Genomic DNA, 24,550 nt, shown 5'->3' with positions numbered 1-24,550 from the left:
CGCCACCCCCGCCAGTGGCCGGGGCGGCGCTGCCGGCGCGGGTGCTGCCGACGCCGCCACCGCCGCCACCGAACGGGGCGCCGCCACCGGCGCGCGCGCCGACGTCGCCGGTGCTGCCGAGGCCCCCACTACTACCGCCCCCACTACTACCGCCCCCACTGCTACCGCCACCGGCGCGGGTGCTGCCGACACCGCCGCCACCGACGCCGACGGTGGTGCTGCTGCGGGTGGTGGCCCGGTGGGCCGGGCGTTCGCGCGCAGTGGCGGGAACCCGTTCATGTTCCTGGAGCTGCTGCGGCACACAGGTGGTCCGGACGCGGTGCCGCCGGCTGTGGCCCGGCTGGTGGCCGCGAAGCAGGCGGCCGTCGGCCCGGACGCCGCCCGGCTGCTCCAGGCGGCGGCCGTCTGCGGTCCCCGTGTCTCCTTCGACGTGGTGGCGGGCGCCGCCGGTCTGGACGTGCTCGCGGCCCTGGACGCTCTGGAGGCGCTGCTGCGGGCCCGGTTCCTCACGGAGGTGACCGCGGGGGGTCTGGGGCATCCGGGCCGGGCGGCGGTCTACGAGTTCTGCCACGACGTCGTGCGCCAGGCGGTCGGCGAGCAGGTGAGCGACGCCCGCCGGCGTCACGTCACCTCCCGGCAGCAGATGGTGCCCGCACCCCGCCAGGAGAGCGGCCACCAGCTCGCGCGCACCGGCGGCGAGCGGACGCGGCAGCTGTCCAGGCCCGCCTGACAGGACACACGGCGGCGGCCCACGGGTCCTCGCAGGATCCCGCGGCGGTAGCTGTCCCGGCCGGTGCGGGAGGGCGCGCGGCAGCAGTCACGGCCCCTGCGGGTCACTGCGCGGCAGCTGTCCGGCCCGCCTGCCAGGGCATGGCGGCAAGTTACGTTCCCCGCAGGATCCTTGCGGCGGCAACTGTCCTGCCCCGCCTGCCGGGACGCGCGGCGGCGGCCCACGGGTCCTCGCAGGATCCTGTGGCGGTAGTTGTCCCGGCCCGCCCGTCAGGACGCGGCAGCGGTCACGTTCCCCGCAGGGTCCTGCGGCAGTGGTCACGCCCGGGTGAGAGAGCGCGGCAGCGCTCACCGCCGCTGCGGGATCCTCGCGGCAGCAGCTGGCCACGGCCCCGCAGGATCCCTGCGGCAGCGGCTGCCACAGCCCGCATGACAGAACGCGGCAGCGGTCACGGCCTTCGCAGGATCCTGCGGCGGCAGCTGCCCCGCCCGCCTGCCGGGACATGCGGCAGCGGTCACGGCCTTCACGGGATCCTTGCGGGCGGGAGCCGTCCCGGCCCGGATGACAGGACGCGGCAACAGTCACGGTCCCCGCGGGTCCCTGCGGCGGAAGCCGCCCCGCCCCGCCTGCCGGGCCGCACGGCAGCGGTCACGTTCCCCCCGGTCGCGTTCCCCGCAGGAACCCCGCGGCGGCAACTGCCCCGCCCCGCCTGCCAGAACGCGGCAACAGCCACCCCCCCCGCAGCCTCCCGTGCCCCCCGCAGCCCCCGGCGGCTCCCCCCCCGGCGGCTCCCCGCGGCGGCAGCCGCCCCGCCCCGCCCGCCCCGGGGGAGGGGGTCACACCACATCCCTCCCGTTCGTCCTTGCAGGTTCCTGCGAGGGTGCCCGCCGCGGTCACCGCCCTCGCAGGAACCTGCTGTTCGGGCCGGGTGACGGTCCATCATCAAGAGTTCGTGTTAACGTACAAGCCGACCATATGGGCATGTTGGTGGGGGGCCTGGGGTCGCCGGTTTAGAAGGGGACAGCCTCGTATGGCTCGCGTGCCTTTCGTCCCGCGTCAGCGGCTGGTGCAGGAGATGCTCAACGCGAGGCATTCGGTCCTCATCGAGGCGGGCGGCGGGTTCGGCAAGAGCGTCCTGGTCGGACAGGTCGTCGCCGGCGCCGGGGGCCTGGGAGTGTGCCTGCCGCGGGAGCGTCCGGTCACCGTCGACGAACTGACGTCCGCGGTCCTCACCGCGGCGGGACGCCCGCGGTTCGCGACCGCGGGCGCCGCCGGCCAGGTCGGGGAACTGCTGGCCGCACCGGCAGGGCCGGGCCTGCTGGCCGTCGACAACGCCGAGGCACTCACCGACGACGCCGCCGCCTGGCTGGCCGCCCTGGTCCACGACCGGACGCCGTCCCTGCGGATCCTGGTCAGCAGCCGCCTGCTGCCCGCACCCCTGGCCGCGATGGAGTTCATGGGGACCGCGGAGCGTTTCAACACACAGGACCTGCGCCTGACCCCGGAGGAGGCCACCGCCCTGGCCCGGGGCGAACTCGGCGACCGCGACGGGCAGCGGCTCGCGGCGACCCTGCACGACCTGTCGGGCGGCTGGGCGGCACTGCTGCTGGTGATGCTGCGCCGCCTGGCCCGCGAGTCCGACCGGATGGCGGCCACCACCGTCCTGCTGCGGCACCCCGGCCTGATCCGCCAGCTGATGGACCACTACGCCGCCGACCTCGACCCCGCCGACCGCCGCCTGCTGATCCAGATCGCCGCGTTCCCCATGGTCAACGACATCCTCGTGGAAAGGCTCGGGCACCCGGGGCTGCTGCGCCGCCTGATCAGGGCGGGTGTCCCCTTCGCGGTCGGCGCCGACGGCTGGTCACGGCTGTGCAGCGAGTCGAAGGAGACCCTGACCGCACTCGCCCCCCTCGACGCGGCCCTGGCCCGCAGAGCCGCACCGCTGCTGATCTCCCAGGGCGCCGAACTCGCCGCCGCCGGCCTCCTCGCCGACAGCGGCGACCCCGAACAGGCCGCCACCCTCATCGCCCGGCTGCCCACCTCACGCATCAACCAGCTCGACCCGGCCGGCTTCATCCACCTGATGGCCCGTCTGGGCCCCGCCGCCGAGGCCGCGCCGCAGGTCCTGCTGCACCTGGCCCGCACCCACCGCAACCTCGGCCAGCTCGCCGAGGAACGCGAGGTCATCGGCCGGGCCCTGCGCATCGTGCGCGAGCAGGACAACGATGGCGACCTCACCGTCGAGGTCGAGAGCGAATGGCTGATCCAGCGCGCCCTGCTCCGCGACACCGGCGTCCTCGCCCACGTCGAACAGCTCCTCGAACAGAGCACGCAGGGCACCCGCGCCCAGGCCGCCCTCCTGGAAGCACTGGGCGTCGCCCTGTCCGAACGCCCCGACGGACCGAGCCTGCGCCGCGCGGAGAACGCCCTGCGCCAGGCCGCCATCACCTGGGGCGAACTGGGCGAACCCGCCCGCGTCGCCGCCGTCCAGCGCCAGCTCGCCGCCACCGTCCTGGCCGCCCTGGGCAAGACCGGCGAGGGCGCCCTGCTGCTGCGCCGCCTCGGCGCGAGCAGCGACACCCAGTTCGACCGCATGCTGTGCCTGGTCATGGAAGCCCGGCTGCTGGCCCTGGGCGGCGAGGCCGAACGCTCACTGGCCATCCTCGACGACGCGATCCGCCTCGCCGAACTCCTGCGCATCGACTGGGTCGCCGGCCACGCCGCCTGGACCCGCCTGATCGTCGCCGCCAACGACCACGACCTGCCCGGGGTCCTGGAACAGCTGGCACGGGCCGAGGCCCACCTGGGCCAGATGATGATCCACGACAGCGGCGGCCTGCTGTTCCTGTGCGAGGCCGCCGACGCCTGCGCCGTCGTCGGCGCCGACGCCGCATCGGCCCGCCTGCTGGCCGCGGCCCGCGAACACCGCGTCGAGGACCCCGTCACCCTCGCCCTGACCGAGGCGTTCATCGGCGCCCGCCGCGGCGAACCACAGGCCGCCGACGTCCTGGAACGGATGCTCGCCCAGAGCGAGATCGCCCCCGGCCTGCGCTGGAAAGCCGAACTCCTGACCGGCTACGCCCGCGACACCGCCGGCGAACCCGACGCCGCCGACCGCTGCCTCCAGGTCGCCCTGGACCGGGCGGCCAGCCTGGGCCACCCCGACCTCCCCGACCGCCGCGAGCGACGCGTCGTGGGCGTGCTGCGCTCCGCGATCCGGCTGCCCCCCGCACCCGTCGCCGACGCCTTACCCGGCGGCGGCAGCTACGAGGTACGGGTCCTGGGCGCCTTCGAGGTCCGCCAGGGACACACCGTCCTCACCGGCTCCGGCCGCGCCAGCCAGCTCGTCAAACACCTCGTGCTGGCCGGCGGATCGGTACGGGTGGAGACCATGGTCGAGATGCTGTGGCCCGACGAGAAGGCCGGCGTCGGGCAGCGCCGCCTGAAGAACGTCCTCACCCGCGCCCGCGCCACCTACGGCCCGCTCGTCAACCGCCGGGGACAACTGCTGTGCCTGTCCTCCTGCAAGGTCGACCTGCACGTGTTCGAGGACCTGGCCAGGACCGTCGCCGCCACCCAGGACAGCGAACGCGTGGCACGCGCCCGTCTCGCCGTCGCCGCGTTCACCGGGCCGCTGCTGCCCGACGACCTCTACGACGACCGCATCGCCCAGCGCCGCGAGGTCGTGCGCCAGCGGGTCCTGGGCCTGATCGACGTGGTCCTGACGGCCGCGCTGGAGGCGGGCGACCGCCAGGAGGCCACCGGCCGCCTGGAATCGGCCATGGAACTCGACCCCTACGACCAGGAACGCCCCCTGCGGGTGGCCCGCGCCCTGGTCGACGCCCGCCGCCACCTGGAGGCGGGCGACCTCGCCGCCAGGGTGATCGCCGCGGCCAACGAACTGGGCGTGCCCTACGCCGTCGAGTGGGACGAACTGTCCCTCAGCCCGCCGGACGCGGGGCGGGCGGCCCACCCCGCAGGCCGTCCAGCTCCCCGCACCATGACTCCAGGGCATCTGCCCGCAGCAGGCCCGTCCCGACCAGCAGTGCGGCGTAGCCGGCACTGAGGAGCGCGGCGGCCTCGCGCGGGTCGTCGATGCCGCCGGCACTGACCGGGCACCGCGACCCCGTCGCCCGCACGGCGGGCAGCAGCCGCCTGCTGCGGCCCGTGTCGGCGCCGCCCCGCTCACGGTTGCGGATGTCCCGGTTGTTGACGGCCACCACATACTCCTCGCACGGGGGCAGGGCCCTTGCCTCCGCGGCCGTGGCCACCTCGATGAACGGCGTCAGCCCCAGCGCCAGCGCGCGTTCCGCCAGCCGGGCCAGCGCCACCCCCGGCAGCAGCGCGGCCGTCAGGAGCACCGCGGACGCGCCGAGACCGGCCGCCGCCCGCAGCTGACCGGTGCTGGTGATGAAGTCCTTCTGGAGCAGCGGCAGCCGGGTACGCGCGGCGACCTCGGCCAGCAGAGCGGTGTCGCCCCCGAACCAGCGGCCGGTGACCACCGACAGACAGGGCGCGCCCGCCGCCTCGTAGCGGGCCACGATCTCGGCCGGACTCCGGCCGCGGAACAGGTCCTCACCGCTCGCCGAGCGGGGCTTCAGCTCCATGATCACAGGACGCGCGGCGCCCGCCAGGGCACTCATGAACACGGACGTCATCAGACCCCCTCCCCGGTGCCGGGTGCGGTCCGCCAGTTCTCGCGGATACCGCGCACGCTCGCCGGGCAGAACGCCCCCGCCGCGTCCCGCGCGCCCGTGTCGACGTCGACGCCGGCGAAGCGGGGGTGGGCGGCCACCTTGCGGTAACGGGGCCGGGCGGCGGCCGAGATACCCCCGGCCAGCAGGAACGGCCGGGTGATCGCCCCGGCCAGGCCGCTCACCACACCGGCGTCGAGCGCCAGGCCGGTACTGCCGATGCGGCCCTGGGCGGTGGCCGCGTCGAACAGGAACAGATCGGTCCCGGCCCGCTCGTAGGAGGCCAGCAGCGGGCGCTCCACACAGGCGTCACCGGTGACATGCACGACCTTGACGACCACCACCCCGGGCTGCCCCCGCTTCAGCGCCGCCACCACGGCCGGGGGCTGGTAGCCGTGCAGCTGCAGCCACCGCACCCCGGCCGCACGGGCCGCACCCAGGATCGCGGCCGGATCCCGCAGGAACGTCACCATCACCGGCTCCGGCGAGACCACCCCCGTACGCGCCCCACGCGCCGGCCCGCCCCAGACCGCCGGTGGTGTACGTGCCGCCCCGCCCCGCTCCTCCCGTGGCGCCGGCGCCGCACGCACCGCCGCAGCCTCCCGGCCTTCCGGTGGTGGTGTAGGTGCCGTGCCTTCCCGTTGTTCCCTGTTGAGGGTGCGGCAGGTGTGTGCCAGGGCGGTGAGGCGGGCGGCGGGCAGGTCCGCCCGGCCGCCGGTCACGCCGTGCCACAGGCCGATCAGGTCCGTGCCCGCGGCGGCGAGCAGGGCGATGTCGTCGCGGCTGGTGGCGCCGCACACCTTGAGGAGCACGGTCACAGCCCCAGCAGTGAGGAGATCCGGTTGTACTGGATCTGCGTCGTGCCCGAGTAGATGGTGCCGGCCACGGCGTTGGCCAGTTCGCGGTCCAGGCCGTACTCCGACATGTAGCCGTTGCCGCCGAAGATCTGGACGGCCGTCAGTCCCGAGGCCACGTTGGCCTCGCTGGTCAGCAGTTTGCCGATGGCCACGTCCATCGTGACGTCCTCACCGGCGGCCAGGCGTTCGCCGGTGTCGTAGAGCCAGCGGCGGGCCGTCTCCAGCCGGATGCGCATGTCGACCAGTTTGTGGGCGATGGCCTGGAACGAGCCGATCGGCTTGCCGAACTGCGTGCGGGTGCGGGCGTATTCGAGGCAGCGCTCGAAGCGGTGCTGCATCTCCCCGACGTTGATGATGAAGGAGCACAGGATCTCCCACTTCATGACGTGTTCGAGGACCAGGTATCCCCGCCCGATCCCGCCGACGACCCGGTCGGCGGGCACCCGGCAGCCGTCCAGGTACAGCTCGCTCATCGGCGCGGACGAAAGCCCCATCTTCTTCAGCGGCCGGCCGGCCGTGAAGCCGGGGGTGTCCGTGTCGACGAGGAAGGCGGTGATGCCCAGCGGGCCGCCCCCGGGCCGGGTGCGGGCGTAGACGACGACCGTGTCGGCGACGGGGCCGTTGGTCACGAAGCTCTTGCTGCCGTTGAGGATGTAGTGGTCGCCGTCGCGGACGGCGCTGGTGCGCATGCTCAAAGCGTCCGACCCGGTGTCGGGCTCGCTGATGGCGTGGGCGCCGATCAGCTCGCCCGAGCACACCCGGGGCAGGTAGCGGTCCTTCTGCTCGTCCGTCCCGAACTGCTGGAGCGCGACGCCGGTGCTGCACATGGTGGTGGCCACCGAGAAGCTCAGCCCCCCGTCGCGGCATCCCTCGCCCAGGGCCTCCAGCACGAACATGGTGGTCGGCAGGTCGGCGCCGGCCCCGCCCCGGGCGGGGTCGAAGGGCAGGCCGAGCACGCCCGAGGAGCGGACCAGCTTCCACGCGTCCCACGCGAAGCCGCTCGTGCCGGTGTCCTGCCCGGCGGTGCCGTCGCCGTGCCCGGCGCTGTCGTGCCCGGCGGCGGCCAGGTCGCGGCACCACCACCGCATGCCCTCGCGCAGTGCGAGCTGATCCTCGTCCCAGATACGCATGCCCGTACTCCCCTTTCTCAGTCAGTACGCGGAGGCGCTGGAGGCGTCGAGACTGTGCTGCTCGTCGCCGCGCAGGGCGGGCGAGAACACGCACACCAGGCGCAGGTCGGTGTCCGGATCGGCGATCAGGTGGTGCGCGTCGTGCTGGTCGAGGGCGTAGAGGGTGCCCGGGGTGATGCGGTGCGCCGTGCCGTCGAGGGCGACGACCTCGCCCGAGCCCTCGATGCAGTAGCAGGCCTCCAGGTGATGGCGGTACTCCAGGAGCGACTTGGTGCCGGCCCGCACCGTGGTGTCGGTGACGGAGTAGCCCAGGCCGTCGGCCTCCAGCAGGAAACGGCGGCTCAGGCCGTTGCCCCAGTCGACGGTGGTGACGTTGTCCAGGTTGCGCACGATCACGGGATCGCTCCTCTCAAGAAGGAAAGGAAAAGGGAAAGAGGTGGGTGGGGTGGGGTGGAGCGGGGGACATCCGGGGGCTTCCGGTCACCGGTCACCCGGCAACAGGCCGCCGGTCACCGGGGCCGGGGCCGGGGCCGGGGCTGGGGTGTGTGGTGGGGGCGCAGGCCGGTGACGAGGGCGGCCAGGTCGGCGGCGACATCGCCGCCGGCCGCCAGCGACGCCTCCACCCGGGCGACGACGGGGCTGCCGACCACGGCGGCATCGGCGCCCGCCGCGTGGACCCGCTCGACATCGGCCGCCGTACGCACCCCGAAACCCGCGGCGATCGGCACGCCGGTCAGTGCCCGCAGCGCGTCGACGGGCCCGCGCAGCGCCCCCGCGTCGGGCGCCGGGCCCGCGCCGCTCTGCCCGTAGTGCGTCACCAGGTACACGTAGGCGGAGGCGTGGGCGCCGGCCTCGGCCACCACGCCGGGCGGCGAGGTGGCGTAGCACGTGGTGACGACGGGCAGGCCGGCGGCACCCGCCCGCTCGTACAGTTCCGGGCGGACGCGGGGCGGTGCGCCGTGCAGGAGCACCCCGGCCGCCCCGGACGCGGCGACGGCCGTGACGGCCTGGGCCATCGAGCGGGGGCGGACCGTGTGCGCCCAGTCGGCGAGGACGACCACCCGCAGATGGCGGTGGCGGTGGCGGGAGCGTTCGACGAAGGCGAGGGTGTCCTCGAAGGTGGTCCCGGCGGCGAGTGCCCGCCCGGCGGACCGGCGGATCACCGGCCCGTCGCTGACCGAGTCGGGGAACGGCACGCCCAGTTCCAGGACGTCGACCTCGTGGTCGTCGAGCATGTCGGCGACGTCGTCGAGGACGTCGAGCGGCGGGTCCCCGGCGTTGAGGAACACGGCCAGCCCCGGCGGGCGGGCGAACAGGCCGGTCACCGGACACCGCCCCCGTTCACCAGCGGCACCGGATCCGGCACCGGGGGCGGGGTGGCCCGTACGGCCTCGACGAGGGCGCGTACCGCGCCGTCGCGCAGCGCCGCCACCGCCGAGGCGATGGCGGGGCGCCACTGTGTCTGCTGCCCGGCGGCGATCACCAGGGCGGCGGCGTTCAGGGCGACGGTCTCGGTGGCCGTTCGGTGTGCCCGCCCGGATATGACGTCGAGGAAGTGCCCGGTGACCCGGGCGGGATCGGGCACCGGTGCCAGGTCCGCCAGGGTGCCGTCCGCGGTGCCCAGTTCACGCGGGTCCAGCCGCAACTGTTCGGTGCCGGGGCCGCGGTGGACGGTGTTGGGGGCGAAGCCGATCAGTTCGTCGGCGCCGGTGTCGTTGGTGCACAGCCACACGTCACGGTCCTCGACCTCGGCGGCCAGGGCGCGGGCCAGCGGCAGCAGCGAGGGGCTCGCGAGGCCCGTGAGCTGGCGTGCTCCGGGCAGCGCGGGCAGGAACGGGCCCAGTATGTTCAGCAGCCGGCCGTAGGTGCGCATGGGCACCGGCAGGATCCGCCGGGCCAGCACGGTCAGCTCGACCGGATACACGAAGTAGCCGGCGAAGGCGACGTTGTGCCGTTCCAGTGACGCGGCGGTCCCGGCGTACGACTTGGTGAGGGGGATTCCCAGGCGTTCCAGCAGGTCGATCGAGCCGTGTCTGCTGGCGTGGGCCCGCGATCCGGTCTTCACGACGCGTGCGCCGAGCGCGGCGGCGGTCAGGGCGGCGGCGGTGGAGATGTTGAACGTGGCCGCCCCTCCGCCGGTGCCGACCACGTTGACCGCGCCGGGCAGCGGGGGCACCGGCCCGGTGCGGCGTGCGCGCAGCGACCGCACCAGGGCGGCGAGTGTGCGGGGGTCGGCCGTGTGGGGGTCGAGGGCCGCCAGGACGGACGCCGGCTCGCCGGTGTCCAGGGTGCCGGCGCTCAGTTCGTCCCAGAACGACGACCATGCCGCCGTCGGGACGGGGCGGTGGGCCCGTAGGGCCGCGGATACGTCGTGCACCGTTCAGCCCGCCTCGGCCGGGACCGCCGCCCGCGCCACGAAGGCGTCGATGGCGGCGATGGTGCGGAAGTTGTCCGGGTCCAGGCCCGCGTCGTCGACGGTGACGTCGAACTCGGTCTCCACCCAGGCGATGAGCTTGAGCAGGCCGAGGCTGTCGACGACGCCGTTGGTGAGCAGGTCGTAGCCGGTGGTCAGCTCGGACGGCTCGACCTCGGGCAGGAATTCATCGATCAGGAAGGACTTGATGAGGTTCTCGTGGGTCATGGTGTCGGTTCCTTATCCGGTGGAGGTGGAGGTGGAGGTGGAGGTGGAGGTGGAGGTCGTGGTGGCGGTGGCGGTGGTCGTCTGCGGGCGGGCCGGTGACGGTGAGGGTGGTGGGGGTGACGGCCGGCCGAGGCTCTGGCCGAGCAGCCGGCGGTCGACCTTGCCGGTGGACGTGCGGGGCAGGGCGCTCTCCAGCAGGCGCAGGGTGGAGGGGATGGCGGCCGTGGGCAGGTGCAGGGCGCAGTGCCGGCGCAGGCCCAGCGTTGTCACCCGCGCCCCCGGCACCCGGCGCAGGACGGCGTGCAGCAGATGGCCGGCGACCGGGTCCGGGGCGGCCAGGACCACGGCCTCGGCGACCTCGGGGTGGCTGAGCAGCACCTGCTCGACGGCCTCGGTGTTGACCCGGGTGCCGCGCACCTTGACCTGGAAGTCGCTGCGGCCCTCCAGGTGCAGGACACCGGCCTCGTCACGGCGCACGATGTCACCGGTCCGGTAGAAGCGGGCGCCGGCGGCCGGAGTGTGGGCGGCCGGGGTGCCGGGGGCCGGGGTGCGGGTGAACGGGGTGTCGGTGAAGGGGCCGGGGTGGGCCGGGTCGGCGCCGAGGTAGCCGGCCGACTGGAACGGCGTGGAGACGACGAGTTCGCCCCGGCCCGCCCCGGTGACCGGGGTGCCGTCCCGGTCCAGGACGATGGCTTCGACGCCGGGCAGCGGGGTGCCCAGCGGAACGCCGCCGGCCGGCAGCGCGTCGCGGTCGACCTCGTACAGGAAGCTGTCGTTGGTCTCGGTGCAGCCGTAGAGGTTGTAGAGGCGGCTGCGGGGGAACACGGCGGGCAGCGCGGCCAGGCACCGGGCGGGCATGTGGTCGCCGGTGAACAGGACATGACGGACCGAGGTGAGACGGCGGGCCGGGTCCCCGGCGGCGTCGACCAGCAGCTGGTGGGCCATCGGCACGGCCTGCACGAGGGTCACCGCGTTGTCGTCGATGGCGTCGAGCAGGTGGCCCCCGTTGGTGGCCGGGCCCGCCTCGACCAGCACCACGCGGCCCCCGTGGTGCAGCGTGGCCCACACGTCGAGGAAGCAGACGTCGAAGTTCAGCGGGGCGTGGCTGAGCGTGCAGGCGCCCGGCCCCAGACCGAACCGCGCGGCGGCCCAGTCGGCGAAACGCTCGACGGCGCCCGCGGTGAGAGGCACCAGTTTCGGCACCCCCGTCGACCCCGACGTCGTGAGCACGAAGGCGACGCCGTCCGGGGGGTGGGGGGAGGCGGCGGGGTCGTCAGCGAAGGCAACGGGCGGTGCGGCGAAGGCTGGTGAGGAGCCGTCCGGGCCGCCGGGGCCGCCGAGGGAGGAGGGGCCGTTGAGCGAGGCGGCGGCCGGCAGGGCGCCGTCACCGTCACCGTCACCGCTGCCGCTGCCGCTGCCGCTGCCGTCGCCGTCGTGGGCAAGGCCCGCGGCGCCGGCCGGGCCGGCCCCGTTGTCGTCGGCGCTGATGACGTGACGGCATCCGGCCCGCGCCCACAGGCGTTGCAGGGTGGCGTCGGGCAGTGTGGCGGACGGGAGCACCACGGGCAGGCCCGCCCGCAGGCACGCCAGTACCAGGGCGATGGTGCGGGGTGTCTTCGTGGCCGGCACGCCGATCGGCTCGCCGCCGCTCGTGTCGAGCCGGTCCAGGCGGGCCGAGGCGTCGGCCACGAGGCGGGCGAGGTCGCCGTAGGAGAGGTGCCGGCCCCTGGCCACGAGAGCCGTGGCGTCGGGGCGGGCCTCGACCTGCCGGGCGAACGAGGTCCAGAGCCGGGTTGGTTTCATTCCCGGCATCGTGGGGGCGCTGCCGCAACATCAGCGCAAGGCCCGCCCCCGCCGCCCGCCCGCGCCCGCCGCCGTCACCGGCACCACCCGCCGCCGTCACCGGCACCACCGGGCGCAGTCACCGGGGCCCGGCGGCCGGGCACCGGCACCCGGACCGCCCGCCCGGCGGCAGCACCCGCGCCGCCCGCCGGGCGCCGTCACCGGCACCGTCCGCCGGGCACCGGCGTCCGCTCCGCCCGCCGGACGGCCCGGCGGCAGCCGCCCGGCGGCATCACCGGCGCCCGCCCACCGGACGGCGTCACCGGCACCGCACCACAGCGCCCGCCGGGCGGCACCGGCACCGGCACCGGCACCGGGGCAGCCACCGGACGGCGTCACCGGCACCGCACCACAACGCCCGCCGGGCGCCACCGGCACCGGAGCAGCTGCCCGGCGGCATCACCGGCCCGCCCCCTAGGCGGCATCCCACACACCGGTGGGCGCGATCTCGGCCACCCAGTCCGCGAAGTCGCGGGGCTTGCGCTTGAGGGCGCGCTCGACACCGTCGGCCAGCGAGCTGTTGCGGCCGTCGAAGAACTCGGAGATGAGCGTGGCCAGCGGCTCGGCGAAGTCACGCGGGGCACCGTCAGCGACGATGGCGTCGGCGAACTGGTCCCGGGTGATCGGCTCGTAGCGCAGGGAGCGGCCCGTCGCCCGGGCGATCTCCTGCACGCCCTCGGCGAACGTCCACAGCCGGGGCCCCGTCAGCTCGTAGCGCTCGCCCGCGTGGCCGTCCTCGGTCAGGGCCGCCACCACGACATCGGCGATGTCGTCGGCGTCGACGAACGGGTCGGCGTTACCGCCGGCGGGCAGCGCCAGCACGCCCTGGCGCAGCGGCTCCAGGAACACACCCTCGTCGAAGTTCTGGTTGAAGGAGGCCGGGGCGACGATGGTCCACTCGACGGGCAGGCCCGTCACGGCCTCCTCGCAGCGGACGGCCTCCTCCTGGTTGCGGGCGGACAGCAGGACCAGGCGCCGCACCCCGGCGTCGACCGCGTGCCGGGCCACCGTGGCGATCGCGTCACCGGCGCCGGGCCACTCGACCTCCGGGTAGTACATCAGGTAGGCCGACCGGACGCCGGCGAAGGGGGCGGCCCAGGTCGAGGGGTCCTCCCAGTCGAACGGGGGCTTTCCGGCGCGGGAACCGACCCGCACGTCCACGCCCCGCTCGGCCAGCCGCTTCGTCACCCGGCGGCCCACCCGGCCGGTACCGCCGAGGACCAGTGTCGTGTGCTCGTTTGTCGTCATACCCGCAGCCTGAACGAAGTCGGCCTGGACGGTCCATGGTTGAGATGCCGGGATGCATGTCCAACCGTCTACACTGGGTGGGTGGACGCACTCGCAGGGTTACTTGAGGGGCCGCGGGCCAGCGGCGCATTCCTCCTCCGTATCGTGCTGGACCCCCCCTGGTCGATCCGGGTCCAGGACGGATCACCACTGTGCCTGGCCGTCATGCTCAGCGGCGAGGCCCATGTCGAGCCCGACCACGGCGAGCCGGTACGGCTGCGGCCGGGCGACGTCGCCATCGTCCGCGGCCCCGACCCCTATGTGATGAGAGATCAGGCGGCCACCGCGCCGCAGGTCATCGTGCACCCCGGCCAGCAGTGCGTCACCCCCGAGGGCGTCGAGCTGCGCGAGCGGATGTCCCTGGGCGTGCGCACCTGGGGCAGCAACCCCGACGGATCGGTGCAGATGCTCCTGGGTGTGTACGAGGAGGTCGGCGCCGTCGGCCAGCGCCTGCTGGACGTACTGCCGCCGCTGCTGGTCGTCTCCGACGACACCTGGGACTCCACCCTCATCCCGGTCCTGTCCGGCGAGGTCACCAAACAGGGCCCGGCCCAGGGCGTCGTCCTGGACCGCCTCCTGGACCTGCTGCTCATCTCGGTGCTGCGGGTGTGGTTCGACCGGCCCGAGACCGAGGCCCCCGCCTGGTACCGTGCCCACGCCCACCCGGTGGCCGGCGAGGCACTGCGCCTGTTCCACGAGGACCCGGCGGGCGACTGGACACTGGCACGGGTCGCCGCCGAGATCGGCGTGTCCCGCGCGACGCTCGCCGAATGCTTCCGCAGCACCGTCGGCACCCCGCCGATGACCTACCTCACCGAGTGGCGCCTGGCCCTGGCCGCCGACCTGCTGCGCCAGTCCGACGCCACACTCAACGTCGTCGCCCGGCAGGTCGGCTACGGCAGCGGCTTCGCCCTCAGCTCCGCCTTCAAACGGGTCTACGGCATCAGCCCCCAGGAACACCGCACCGCCGTACCCGCCCACTGAACACACCACCCGCCGCGCCCCACCACCCCCCGGTACCGGCCCCCTCAACACACCGGCCACCCGGCCCCAGCCCCCACCACCCCCCACCACCTCCCCCCACCTCCCCCCACCTCCCCACCACCCCCCACCACCTCCCCACCACCGGGCTGCCACCGGGTTGCCACGGGGCCGTCACCGGGGCGGACTTGCGCTCTCCTTGCGCCCGCGGGCGTACCAACGAGACATGCATACCGAGCTCACACGCCGCAACATCCTGTCCGGCCTGGTCGTCGGAGCGGGCACGGCGGTCCTGGGGTGGGACCCCCAGGCCCGGGCGTGGGCCACCGCCCCCGGTCCGACGTCCGGCATCGCGCAGGTCCCCGCCCTCGACGGCACACTGGTCCTGCCCGCCGACCCCTCGGCGTTCACCGAGGACTTCGGCCACCTGTTCACCCGCCAGCCCCAGGCCGTCCTGACCCCGGGCTCGGTGAACGACATCCAGGCGGTCGTCCGCTACGCCCGCAACAACGCCATCCCCGTGGCCGTCAACGGCCAGAGCGGGACCGGCAGCGAGGACCGTGCCTCGCACTCGCACTACGGGCAGGCCCTGGTCGAGGGCGGTATCGCCATCGACCCCAAGCCGCTCGGCACGATCCACAGCGTCACGGCGGGCATCGCCGACGTCGACGCCGGTGTCACCTGGTCCACGCTGGCCCTGCGGGCCCTGGAAAGCGGCCAGACGCTGCCCGTCTACAACGACTTCGCCCATCTGTCGATCGGCGGCACACTGAGCGTCGGCGGCCTCGGCGGCACCAGCCAGCGCTACGGCTCGCAGGCCGACAACGTGGAATGGCTCAAGGTCGTCACCGGCACCGGCGAGCTGATCACCTGCTCGCGCACCAGCCACCGCGCCCTGTTCGACGCCGTCCTCGTCGGCGGCGGCCAGTACGGCATCATCGTGCGGGCCGGCCTCAGGCTGATCCCCGCGAAGAGCACCGTCCGCTCCGTCGAGTTCACCTACACCGACCGGGCGGCGTTCCTGCGGGACTCGCTGGCCGTGATGCGGGCCGGTGTGGCCGACGACCAGAACGGCTATGCGGAGCCCCAGCCCGGCGGCGGCTGGACCTACCGGCTGGCGCTCGGCCTCTTCCACTCGCCGCCCGCCCAGCCCGGCACTGCCGCCCTTCAGGCCGTGCTCTCCCCCCAGGCGACGCCGGGCCCGAGCGCCGACCTGCCGCTGCGGGACTGGCTGCTGCGCTTCGACCCGAACTGGGCGGCGCTGAAGGCCGCCGGGTTCTGGGGCAGCAAGAAGCCGTGGCTGATGATGTTCGTCGGCGCGGAGAAGACCCCCGCCTACCTCGACACCGTGCTCGGTGAGCTGACGGCCACCCAGATGGGCCCCGGCCCGCTGCGGATCTCCCCGATGGACACCCGCTCGCTCACCCGGCCCGGCTTCATCCTGCCCCGCTGCACCGCCAACGAGTTCTTCGAGGTCAGCCTCATCCGCATCCCCGCCCCGAACCACCCCGACACCCCCGGCCTGCTCGCGCAGAACCGCCGCTTCTACGACCGTGCCGTCGCCCTCGGGGGCAAGCGCTACCTCGTCGGCTCGGTGCCCTCGATGACCCGCGCCGACTGGCGGGCCCACTACGGCACACGCTGGAACAGGCTCAGCGCCCTCAAGCGCCAGTACGACCCCGCCGCGATCCTCACACCGGGCCAGGGCATCTTCGGCTGACCCCGCCCACCGACACCCCCCTGCCCCCTGGCCCTCCAGCAAGGAGACCCCCTGTGCCGGCACACCGCCCGGAAGACCTCCCCGGCCTCATCGCCGCCGCCTTCAACACCAACGACCCGCAGGCCATGCTCGACCTGTACGAGCCCGACGGCATCCTCGTCACACCCCCTGACGGCGGCCAGGAGAAGGGCCTCGAAGCCGTCGCCAGGGCCCTGAAGCCGATGTTCGCCTCCATCACGACCGCCGAGATCACCCTGACCAGCGCCCTGCGATCCGGCGACATCGCCATGACGCACGCCGACTGGCACCTCATGGGCAAGGACGAGACCGGCAGCCCGATCGACCTCACCGGCAAGGGCACCGTCGTCTCCCGCCGGCAGCCCGACGGCACCTGGCGGATCCTCTTCGACGACCCGGTCGGGGCCTGAGGGCCGCCCGGCATGTCCACACCCTTCAGCGTCCGCATCCAGACACGGGCCTACGAACTCGACCGGCAGGGCCACCTCAACCAGGCCGTGTACCTCCAGTACGCGGAACACGCCCGCTGGCAGTTCCTGCAAGCCGCCGGCCTCACCCCGGACGTCCTGGGTGAGGCCGGCATCGGCCCCGTACTCCTCAAGGCCGGCATCCGCTTCCAGCGCGAACTGCGCGCCGGCGACGACGTCGACGTCGGCTGCGCCGTCACCGGCGGCCAGGGCAGGCTCATCGAACTCACCCAGCACCTGCGCACACCCGACGGCCTCCCCGTCGCCCGCATCGAGGCGGTGATCGCCCTGCTCGACCTGTCCACCCGCCGCCTGCTCCCCGACCCCCGCACCACCCTGCGCGAACTCGCCAAACAGCCCGACCTGCTCGGCCTCGACCCCGAGCCCGGGCACGGATAACCCCGGCCACCCCGCAGACCCGCAGACCCCCGGCACGGCCCGCGGTGAACACCCCCTCCCCGGGGGCCACCCCCGCGGCCGTGCCGGCCCCACACCCCCACGGCAGACACCACCGATCCCGCCGCACCCGCCTCCGCAGGAACGGCCGCGCAGGGACACCGCGGGGCGGCCACGGCACCCCCCGCCCCCCCGGGGGGGCCTGGGGCGGCGCAGACGCCCGCACACAGGGACCGGACCGGACACCCGCCCGCGCGGGGACGGGCAAGCCGCCCGCACGCCGGACGGCCGCGCGGCGCCCGGCGCGCACCGAGACCCGACGCACCCCGAGAGCGGACGATGCCCCCCACGGCACCAGGCAGCGCACCTGCCCCCACCACCCACGACAGACACCGGCTCACCGCCCCCCGCATCCCCGGCCTGATCACCGCGATGGGCCGCACCCGCCTTCCGGACGGCACGGACCCACCCGCCGCCGAGGACACCTGGCGGGCCGTGCTGTCACAGGCCGAACTGCGCCGCGCCGGCACCTTCCGCCTCGACGCGGACCGCCACCAGTTCCAGTACACCCGCTGGATGCTGCGCACCGAACTCTCCCGGCTCGCCCCCGTCGCCCCCCGCGACTGGGAGTTCGTCCTGTCACCGAACGGCAAACCCGCGCTCCACCCCCGGTACGCACTGGACATCGAGTTCAGCCTGTCGCACTCGGCCGGCATCTGCCTGATCGCCCTCACCCGGGGCCGTCCGGTCGGCATCGACATCCAGACCTGCGACGCCCTGGCCGCCCCCGACAGCGTCAGACGCCTTGTGGCCAGATGCCTCTCGCCGGAGGAACGCGCCGCGGTGGAACACCTGCCCCACCCGCAGCGCCGGGACGCCGTCACCCAACTCTGGACCCTGAAAGAGGCCTACGCCAAGGCGGTGGGACTGGGCCTGCGCCTGCCGTTCGCCCGGATCGCCTTCGCCGCCGACGGCCACGCAGGCATCACCCTGCGCCGAACCACCCACGTCCCGGCCCCGGACCACTGGCACTGCCACGCACCACAGGCCCCGACGGGCTTCCGCATCGGAGTGTGCGCGGCCCGCCCGGACCCATCGCGACGGGAGCAGGGAGAGCCGGGGGAGCCGGGGGAGTCGGGGGAGGACGCCCCGTCCGCTGCGCGGATCACCGCCCGGCGGGCCATGCCCCGATGAAGCGCACTGTCTCCGCCGTCCTGCGCCCACCCGGCCCGCAGCCGTGGCACGCCTTCCTCCTCGTGCGGCACGACCGGCGCCCCAAAACAAAATTGACACCCAGTCAAATAGGGCGGGCGGGCCTCGCCCTGGCCGGTGCTGTGACCGTGACCGGTGACGGTGCCTCTGCCCCGCAGACACCTGCCCGCGCCGCACGTCCACCGGGCCGTTCGCCCAGCTGACGCCCCCGCCCCCCTGGGGCCCGCACCGCACCCCGCACCCGGCACCAGGCATCAGGCACCGACCGGTCCAGTCAAGCCCCGGACAGCCTTGAGCCGGAGCCCCTCGCACTGGGCGAGGGAATTGCGGATACCGCAGATCGATCCGGCGACCGCTCGGGGCGAGAACGGCCGGGAGAGGCCACCGGCCACGGCGAGGCCCGATGCCTGCGACGCCGCGCCGCGCCACTTCGCGGGGCGCTGGTGGAAGCCGATGGAAGCCGGTGGAAGCCGGTGGACCTGCGCCGCCATCACGGACGGCGGCGGATCTGCGCCGCCGTCACGGACGCTCGGGCCGCCGAACGCCACGCCTGCGACAGCCGGGCTGCGACGCCGCACAAGACCGGCCCGTGGCCTTGGCCAGGCCCCCCGGCGGCCGTCATCCGCCTGAACGCCGACACAATCCAGACCCCAACCCCTGCCCTTCAAAGGCCGATCAGCCCCTGGCGCCGCACTTTCGCAGACGTGAGCCCGCGCCGACGCCTTCGATCCGACGGGCACTGCCGGCCTGCTGAACCCGTATCCGTCACCGGAGGCCCTCGCGGCTCAGCACTCCCTCAGAGGCCGGATACAGCCGCACGGGACCACGCCGCTGCCGGCCGGGCCATCATTGACCGACACCTCATCCGGACGAAGGGCTGCTCGCTTTGCTGATCTACGCTTTCCGTGATGCCGGCGGTGCCTGGCACGGAGATCCCGGGGCCGCCATCCACGGCAGTCAGCCGCGGCGCGGTGCCCTCACCCTCCCGCCCACGGCCCCGGGACAAGCCCCCGGCCTTTTCGACGGCGAGCAGATCGAGGTCTTATACGCGGCATGTGATGTGGAAGCGAGCCAGACGAGCTACCGACTCGACAACGGTGACAGTTTCCCGGCCTCCTGGCATGTCCACGAACTGCTGTCCCCGGCCCACCAACGCGTGCCCACGGCCCCCGGTGCGGTGCGGGACACGGCAACCGTGAGGCTGGAGAGCGGCAGTCCGCGCCGCCGCTATGTCCTGCACGCCGGCCTCCTGGCGCAGGGCCGTGCCGAGATCACCGTCGTCGTCCGCACCCCTGACGGAGTGATCCGCGGCGAACTCACCGGAGAACTGGACATCTGCGACCTCGGCGAGATCAGCCGTCTCATCGCCTCCGCTCCCGTCACCTCCACCGCAAGGACCACCTCGTCCGCCGCTTCCGCGGCCCCCGCCCAAGCCGCCCGCCGCGGCCAGGCATGGACCCCTGAGGCCATCGCCTACCTCAAGGAGCACTACCGGGCGGGCAAGAGCCCGGAGCAACTGGCCGAGGAACTCCGGCGCAGCGAGAACTCCGTCCGCTGGAAGCTCTACGGCCTCAAGCTCGCGCCCCACCCCACCGGCCTCGTGCCCGACCCGCGCCCCGCGGCGGCCGAGCCGGAAACGCCCAGGGCCTACACCGTCGAAGCGAAGCGGCAACTGCACCCCAACGCATACAAACCCTGGGAGCCCGAAGACGAACACAGGCTCGCCGAACGCTGCGCCCAGGGCGCTTCGCTGTCCCAGCTGTCGCAGGAATTCGGCCGCAACGAAGGAGCCATCGCCTCTCGGCTGCTGAAGATCCAGGCCAGCGGGCCCGCCGCCGATGACGCCTGGGAGTACGGCGGATAGAGCGGCACCGGACGGACACGGACCACTGTCCGTGGCTGACCGGGCGCACGTCGCCGAGCGGCTGCGCGCATGAGCCGGGTGCCCTGGCACCGAACCCGGGGGAGTGGCCGCGGAGCGGGGCGGGTGCGGCGACCACGCGGACCCGCCGCCAGCCGCCCGACGGCTCGGCGGGCCGCCCGCGAGAGGCCAGGGACGGACCGCCCGGGCGGTCCTGCATCCTGTATCCGCTGCACGTCGTCGGCGCTGCGAGTGATCGGCGTCGGCGTGCTGAAGTCCTGCTGTTCCGGCTGGAGAACGTAGCGATCCTGCCGAAGACGTCTGACCGCAGGCCGTGCGCAGGAGGCCGTTGCCGATCGGATCCGCATTGGCCGTCGGCCCACACAAGGCGGCGGTGACGCCGACCAACTGGAAGACGGCCACACCAGCGAACCACCTTCGACGCCCGGCAGGCCGCGCACGGACCAGACGCACCGGTCACCCTTTCGTAGGAGGTGCTCAGGCGATGACGAAGCTGGGGTGCAACAGTCCGGCGGGGTCGTGCTCACGGGCCAGCCGCAGCAACCGGTCACGACGCCCGGCGTCGAACAGTTTTGCGGCGGCACGTTGGTCGGGTCGTCCGAAAGTGAAGTTCGGCGAGCTGCCTACGGCGGTCCCGGACCAGCCGGCCAGCAGTTCATCCCGCAGCGCCCGCGCACTCGCCGCGTCCGGCCTGGTTGTCGGGGATACCACACCTACGACACACAGCAGGTACATCGCCTCGCGGTGGCTGACTGCGTTGGGCACCCTCGGCGCAGTGGACAGCGCCCCACCGAGATGACGAACCGAAATGATGGAGCCACCCGGCCGGCCTGGCGCCGACGCGGCGACGGCGTCGCGGAGACGTTCCTCGTCGACCGCCCGCAACAACACATTGTCGCCGACGTACGCATGCGGCTGATCCGGTTCGCCGAAGACGGTGTCGGACCGCCGGTACGGGATCTCCCGCAAACCGTCGTACGCAGGTTTCAGCGCCCGCAGCGGGGCCACCAACTCGTCCGCCTCCGCAGCCGAACCCAGGTAGGCGATCTGGACATGGGCCATGTGCCGCTTGGCAGCCTCAAGCGTGGTCATCGCCGAGGTCATCTCCGAGGGCATGGCCGCCGTCCAGCGCAACCAGGTCGGGACCACCTCCGGCGTCTCGCCCAGGTCGAACGTCAGACCGCCCCCGACCAGCCTGGCGACCGGCATCAAGTCCATCTCCAGCGCGGTCACGATGCCGAAGCTCCCGCCACCGCCGCGCAGCGCCCAGAACAGGTCCGGCTCCTCGTGCTCCGAAACCGTCAGCAGGGAGCCGTCGACGGTGACCAGCTCCAAGCGCGTGACATGGTCCGCGGCGAAGCCGTAGCGACGGGCCATCAGCCCGATGCCGCCGCCGAGCGTGTAGGAGACAGCGCCGACACCGGGCATGCTCCCGGACAGCGGTGCCAGACCGTAGCGTGCGGCGGCCTCGATCACGTCGCGCCACCGCGCTCCGGCACCCACCCGTGCGGTCCCGGCACCGGGGTCGACATCGACGCTGTCCATCCCCCGCGTCGACACCAGCACCCCTTCACCGGCGAGCGGATCGGCGAGCCCATGTCCCGTGGCCTGCACCGCGATCGGCATGCATGACTGCGCGGCGCGCCGGACGGCCGCCACGACGTCACCGGCGGTCCGCGCTGCCACCACGTGGGCCGGCCGATGCCGCTCCCGCAGCTGGAAGCCGGCACGGTGCTCGTCGTACCCGGCAGACCCCGGGCGGTACGCCACCGGTGATTCGGCGTCGGTCGTGCTGGCACTCATCGCGAGCACCTTTCTGGATCGGGGGTGCGTGCGCGCACCCACTGGGCGAACAGGCAGGTCGCAGGTACGCATCCACCAGCCTGACCGGGATATGCGCCGCATCGTGTCGCAATTCCCTGAAAAGATCGTTGGGTGACCCCGGACCGCTTCTTCACCCTGATGCTGCTCCTCGAATCGAGGGATGCCGTGACCACACAGGAGCTGGCCTCAGCGCTCGGGGTGTCCCTTCGCACCATCACCCGGGACCTGAACTGGCTCCGCGACGCCGGTCTGCCGGTGACCGCGCACCGGGGCCGCCTCGGAGGCGTCACCATGCCGCCCGGGTCCGGACTCGACCTCACGCGGCTCACACCGGGCGAGCGTGATCACCTGTCGCTCACCGGACTGGACGAGAAGCAACGCGCGGAACTGAACGCATCCGCCGAAAGCCGGCGCGCGCTCTCCAAGATCGGCGCTGCACAGTCCCGCCGGGTTCATGAGCTTTTGCCGCTCACCGACGTGGTGCACGTGGACAGCCGTCCCTGGCTCCAGGCCCCTGCTTCCGGCACGGCTCCGGCGTCACTGATCGGCCCGGTGCGGCGCGGTCGCCGGCTGCGGATCGAGTACGACAGCCCCCGCGAGTCATGCCCAGGCGACCTGGTCGTGGATCCCTACGGGCTGTTCGCCAAGGCCGGCATCTGGTACCTCGTCGCCGACTGTGCCCGAGTGCCACGGTTGTACCGGCTCGAACGGATCACGACGTGGATGGAAGTCGACCAGCCACGACGGCTCCGCGAGAGCCAGACCCTGGCCACCGTCGCCGCGGCGCTCGTCGATCAGTGGGAGCACGACCACGCGATAGAGGTCAGCGCCACCATCGACCAGACCCAGATCGAGCGAGCACAACGGATCCTTGGCCAACGACTCGTCCTGGACGGCCATGAAGAATCCGCCACCGGCCACAAGGTGACGATCCGCTTCCTGCATCTGGAGGACGTGCGCACACTGCTGCCGTTCGGGAGCGCCATCACCGTGCACGGCCCCACCGAGGCCAGGGCCCGCCTCCGCGACCTCGCCACCAGCCTTGCCCACCACTATGCGCCGTCACCAACGTCCTGACCCCGCACCACCCAGGTCCTGGACCACCTGGTCAGGAAGAGGGCGGCCTGACCGTCCCGCGTTGCCCCTCTTTACGCGCGAGGCACACCGTCGCCGCGAGCTCGCCCATTGCCCAGATCTTCACCGGAGGCCGAGCAGTGCGAAACGCTGAGGCCCGTCCGGACCTCCACCAGCCACCGGCAGGCTCCGACACCCGCTACCGCACAACCGCACGGACGGCGTGCGGCCCGCCTGCTGCCGGCGGCCCGCACACCCGCCCGCACGCAGGGCCCGGTCAGTGTGACTCCGGGGTTCGTGGTTGATGTGGTGAGGGTGCCTTGAGCCGGGGGTGTTGGGGATCAGGGATCATCCTGGCCACAGCAGCACTCAGCGGATGGCCCCTACGACCGCCGAATCCACACGACAGCGGTCGACGACCGCACCCGCCCGCCCGGCCGTCTGACAACCCTGGACAAGGGCGGGAGCGGCCTTCTCCCGGCGCCGCGACGCAGGCCGGGCAGCCGACACGCGGCGGCGCCGTCGGGCACGGCATCGGATGCATGAACATCCGATCCCCGCGGGTACGCGAGCGGGCCCGGACCAGCAGATCCGTCTGGCACAGCGCTTCATGTAGCGAGTTGAGCGCCTCGGCCGGTGGCCATGGCCGGGAGCGGGCGCCAGCCGGCGGGAACGTTGCGCATGACCAGGGCGCAGTCCAGGGTCGCGCTCCCCGGCGGGAAGCGGTCCGGGTCCTCGAAGAAGGACGACGCGGCGGAGCGGACCCGGCCGGCTTCCACATGCCAGGCGTCGGTGTGCAGTTCCATGCCGTCCAGGTGGCGCCCCGACCTGGTGGCCGAGTAGCCCTTTGCTCCGTCCTGGAAGAAGCGGGAGGCCTCGGCGAGATCGGCGAAGAGCTCGCTGCCCCGCAGTTCGTCGGACGGCTCGACGGTGACGTCCACCCGGATGTCGCCGTCCCACGTCGCGAAGGCGACACGCACCCGGTCGGCTGTCTCGTGCACCTCGAAACCGGCGCGGCCGTGTTCGCCGGGAAACACGCGGCCTCCGGCCCAGACGTTGAGCCGCGAGGCCGTATCGCGACGCGGGATGTAGACGCCGGTCTCAACGCCGTCCGGTCCGTCCCATTCGACGGCGATCCGATGCGCCGCGTTCTCGCTCCGCAGCCCGAACACCCTGGGGGCCCAGACCGGCCGCACACTTCCCAGCCGCAGCAGGCAGATACCCGCGACCGCCTGGCCGTGCACCAGGTGCGGACGCAGCGGCTCGGGAAGCAGGCGGGCCGCGGCGTCCGGGGCGACCCGGTAGTTCACCAGAAGACGTCGTTCAACGACACTGGACAGACGTGGTTGCCTCATGATCCCTCGCTCCGCGCCCCCGGGCGCCATGTGGTGTGACGCAGGACGATCTGCTCGGGGCAGACGGCGCTGAGAAACCGGCCGATGCAGGTCGCCAGGCGATCCTCGGCCAGTGTGTAGAGGATCCGGTTGCCGTCCCGGCGCTCGGTGACCAGTCCCGCCCCCTTGAGCACGCCCAGATGCCGTGAGATGGACGGCGCGCTGATCGCGAACCGGCTCGCGATCTGCCCTGCCGCGAGCTCGCCACCTCTGAGGTCCTCAAGGATCTGGCGCCTCGTCGGATCAGCGAGCGCACGGAAGGCCCCTGCCTCGTCATGAGCTTCTGTCATGCCTGGTATTTAGCACAAAAGCTAAACACCGGGCAACGGGCCCGGCTGTCATCGCCCGGCATCGGAGACGGTCCCTTGCATCACCTCAAGGCCGCGGCACTCGCCGAC

The 24,550-nt window shown here is 73.5% G+C and carries 19 protein-coding genes and 2 pseudogenes; 9 read left to right on the top strand and 12 right to left on the bottom strand.

The features are described from left to right. Both ACFXAZ_RS25625 and ACFXAZ_RS25620 read left to right on the top strand, forming a co-directional pair. Positions 1–730: pseudogene (locus ACFXAZ_RS25625) on the top strand (hypothetical protein); the annotation flags it as partial. 1,030 nt (positions 731–1,760) lie between these two features. Then, a pseudogene (locus ACFXAZ_RS25620) lies at positions 1,761–4,583 on the top strand (BTAD domain-containing putative transcriptional regulator); the annotation flags it as partial. A gap of 91 nt (positions 4,584–4,674) precedes the next feature. On the opposite strand, the gene ACFXAZ_RS25615 reads toward ACFXAZ_RS25620, so the two are convergent. From ACFXAZ_RS25615 to ACFXAZ_RS25575, 9 genes are all read right to left on the bottom strand, one after another. Continuing rightward, the gene (locus ACFXAZ_RS25615) at positions 4,675–5,391 is read right to left on the bottom strand and encodes an indole-3-glycerol-phosphate synthase (protein WP_384595687.1); all 717 of its coding nucleotides are present in this window, start codon (positions 5,389–5,391) and stop codon (positions 4,675–4,677) included. Continuing rightward, on the bottom strand, positions 5,391–6,245 hold the full coding sequence (locus ACFXAZ_RS25610) for an N-(5'-phosphoribosyl)anthranilate isomerase (RefSeq protein WP_384595684.1): 855 nt from the start codon (positions 6,243–6,245) through the stop codon (positions 5,391–5,393). Before ACFXAZ_RS25610 ends, ACFXAZ_RS25615 begins: the two co-directional genes overlap by 1 nt. Further along, positions 6,242–7,414 (bottom strand): acyl-CoA dehydrogenase family protein, encoded by a 1,173-nt coding sequence (locus ACFXAZ_RS25605; protein WP_384595681.1) that lies wholly within the window; start codon positions 7,412–7,414, stop codon positions 6,242–6,244. Before ACFXAZ_RS25605 ends, ACFXAZ_RS25610 begins: the two co-directional genes overlap by 4 nt. A 21-nt stretch (positions 7,415–7,435) precedes the next feature. Next, positions 7,436–7,810 (bottom strand): ectoine synthase, encoded by a 375-nt coding sequence (locus ACFXAZ_RS25600; protein ID WP_384595678.1) that lies wholly within the window; start codon positions 7,808–7,810, stop codon positions 7,436–7,438. Positions 7,811–7,923: 113 nt separating this feature from the next. After that, a complete protein-coding gene (gene trpA / locus ACFXAZ_RS25595) occupies positions 7,924–8,739 on the bottom strand; it encodes a tryptophan synthase subunit alpha (RefSeq protein WP_384595675.1) in 816 nt (271 codons plus the stop codon). After that, entirely contained in the window at positions 8,736–9,791 is a 1,056-nt protein-coding gene (locus ACFXAZ_RS25590; RefSeq protein ID WP_384595672.1) for a hypothetical protein, read from the bottom strand. The genes trpA and ACFXAZ_RS25590 overlap by 4 nt, the downstream gene beginning before the upstream one ends. A 3-nt stretch (positions 9,792–9,794) precedes the next feature. Further along, positions 9,795–10,055 (bottom strand): acyl carrier protein, encoded by a 261-nt coding sequence (locus ACFXAZ_RS25585; protein ID WP_384595670.1) that lies wholly within the window; start codon positions 10,053–10,055, stop codon positions 9,795–9,797. A 12-nt stretch (positions 10,056–10,067) separates the two neighbouring features. After that, positions 10,068–11,858, bottom strand: coding sequence for an AMP-binding protein (locus ACFXAZ_RS25580; RefSeq protein WP_384595667.1), 1,791 nt, complete (start codon positions 11,856–11,858; stop codon positions 10,068–10,070). Between the two features lie 453 nt (positions 11,859–12,311). Continuing rightward, a complete protein-coding gene (locus ACFXAZ_RS25575) occupies positions 12,312–13,145 on the bottom strand; it encodes an NmrA family transcriptional regulator (protein WP_384595664.1) in 834 nt (277 codons plus the stop codon). Between the two features lie 81 nt (positions 13,146–13,226). Here ACFXAZ_RS25575 and ACFXAZ_RS25570 point away from each other — a divergent pair, with 81 nt between their 5' ends. The 6 genes from ACFXAZ_RS25570 to ACFXAZ_RS25545 all read left to right on the top strand — a co-directional run bounded on the left by ACFXAZ_RS25570 (position 13,227) and on the right by ACFXAZ_RS25545 (position 19,842). Beyond that, complete coding sequence (locus ACFXAZ_RS25570; RefSeq protein ID WP_384595661.1) at positions 13,227–14,168, top strand: AraC family transcriptional regulator; 942 nt, start codon at positions 13,227–13,229, stop codon at positions 14,166–14,168. A 223-nt stretch (positions 14,169–14,391) separates the two neighbouring features. Then, complete coding sequence (locus tag ACFXAZ_RS25565; protein ID WP_384595658.1) at positions 14,392–15,885, top strand: FAD-binding protein; 1,494 nt, start codon at positions 14,392–14,394, stop codon at positions 15,883–15,885. Positions 15,886–15,938: 53 nt separating this feature from the next. Then, positions 15,939–16,313 (top strand): YybH family protein, encoded by a 375-nt coding sequence (locus tag ACFXAZ_RS25560; RefSeq protein WP_384595655.1) that lies wholly within the window; start codon positions 15,939–15,941, stop codon positions 16,311–16,313. Between the two features lie 12 nt (positions 16,314–16,325). Then, the gene (locus ACFXAZ_RS25555) at positions 16,326–16,769 is read left to right on the top strand and encodes an acyl-CoA thioesterase (RefSeq protein ID WP_384595651.1); all 444 of its coding nucleotides are present in this window, start codon (positions 16,326–16,328) and stop codon (positions 16,767–16,769) included. Between the two features lie 336 nt (positions 16,770–17,105). Continuing rightward, positions 17,106–17,960: a 4'-phosphopantetheinyl transferase family protein gene (locus ACFXAZ_RS25550; protein ID WP_384595648.1), complete on the top strand. Its 855-nt coding sequence runs from the start codon at positions 17,106–17,108 to the stop codon at positions 17,958–17,960. A 1,078-nt stretch (positions 17,961–19,038) separates the two neighbouring features. After that, complete coding sequence (locus ACFXAZ_RS25545; RefSeq protein WP_384595645.1) at positions 19,039–19,842, top strand: hypothetical protein; 804 nt, start codon at positions 19,039–19,041, stop codon at positions 19,840–19,842. Positions 19,843–20,337: 495 nt separating this feature from the next. On the opposite strand, the gene ACFXAZ_RS25540 is transcribed toward ACFXAZ_RS25545, so the two are convergent. Then, positions 20,338–21,663, bottom strand: coding sequence for an FAD-binding oxidoreductase (locus ACFXAZ_RS25540; RefSeq protein WP_384595642.1), 1,326 nt, complete (start codon positions 21,661–21,663; stop codon positions 20,338–20,340). A gap of 132 nt (positions 21,664–21,795) precedes the next feature. Here ACFXAZ_RS25540 and ACFXAZ_RS25535 point away from each other — a divergent pair, with 132 nt between their 5' ends. Then, a complete protein-coding gene (locus ACFXAZ_RS25535; RefSeq protein ID WP_384595639.1) occupies positions 21,796–22,761 on the top strand; it encodes a helix-turn-helix transcriptional regulator in 966 nt (321 codons plus the stop codon). 605 nt (positions 22,762–23,366) lie between these two features. On the opposite strand, the gene ACFXAZ_RS25530 is transcribed toward ACFXAZ_RS25535, so the two are convergent. Then, positions 23,367–24,113, bottom strand: a complete 747-nt coding sequence (locus tag ACFXAZ_RS25530; RefSeq protein ID WP_384595636.1) for a DUF2071 domain-containing protein — start codon at positions 24,111–24,113, stop codon at positions 23,367–23,369. Continuing rightward, positions 24,110–24,442: a metalloregulator ArsR/SmtB family transcription factor gene (locus ACFXAZ_RS25525; RefSeq protein WP_384595633.1), complete on the bottom strand. Its 333-nt coding sequence runs from the start codon at positions 24,440–24,442 to the stop codon at positions 24,110–24,112. The genes ACFXAZ_RS25530 and ACFXAZ_RS25525 overlap by 4 nt, the downstream gene beginning before the upstream one ends. Between the last annotated feature and the right edge of the window lie 108 nt (positions 24,443–24,550).

The organism is Streptomyces sp. NPDC059477 (assembly GCF_042749375.1).
In the GTDB taxonomy this organism is placed as follows: Bacteria; Actinomycetota; Actinomycetes; order Streptomycetales; family Streptomycetaceae; genus Streptomyces.
Note: the sequence above shows the minus strand (reverse complement) of the source record. Positions and strands in the feature narration are given on the sequence as shown.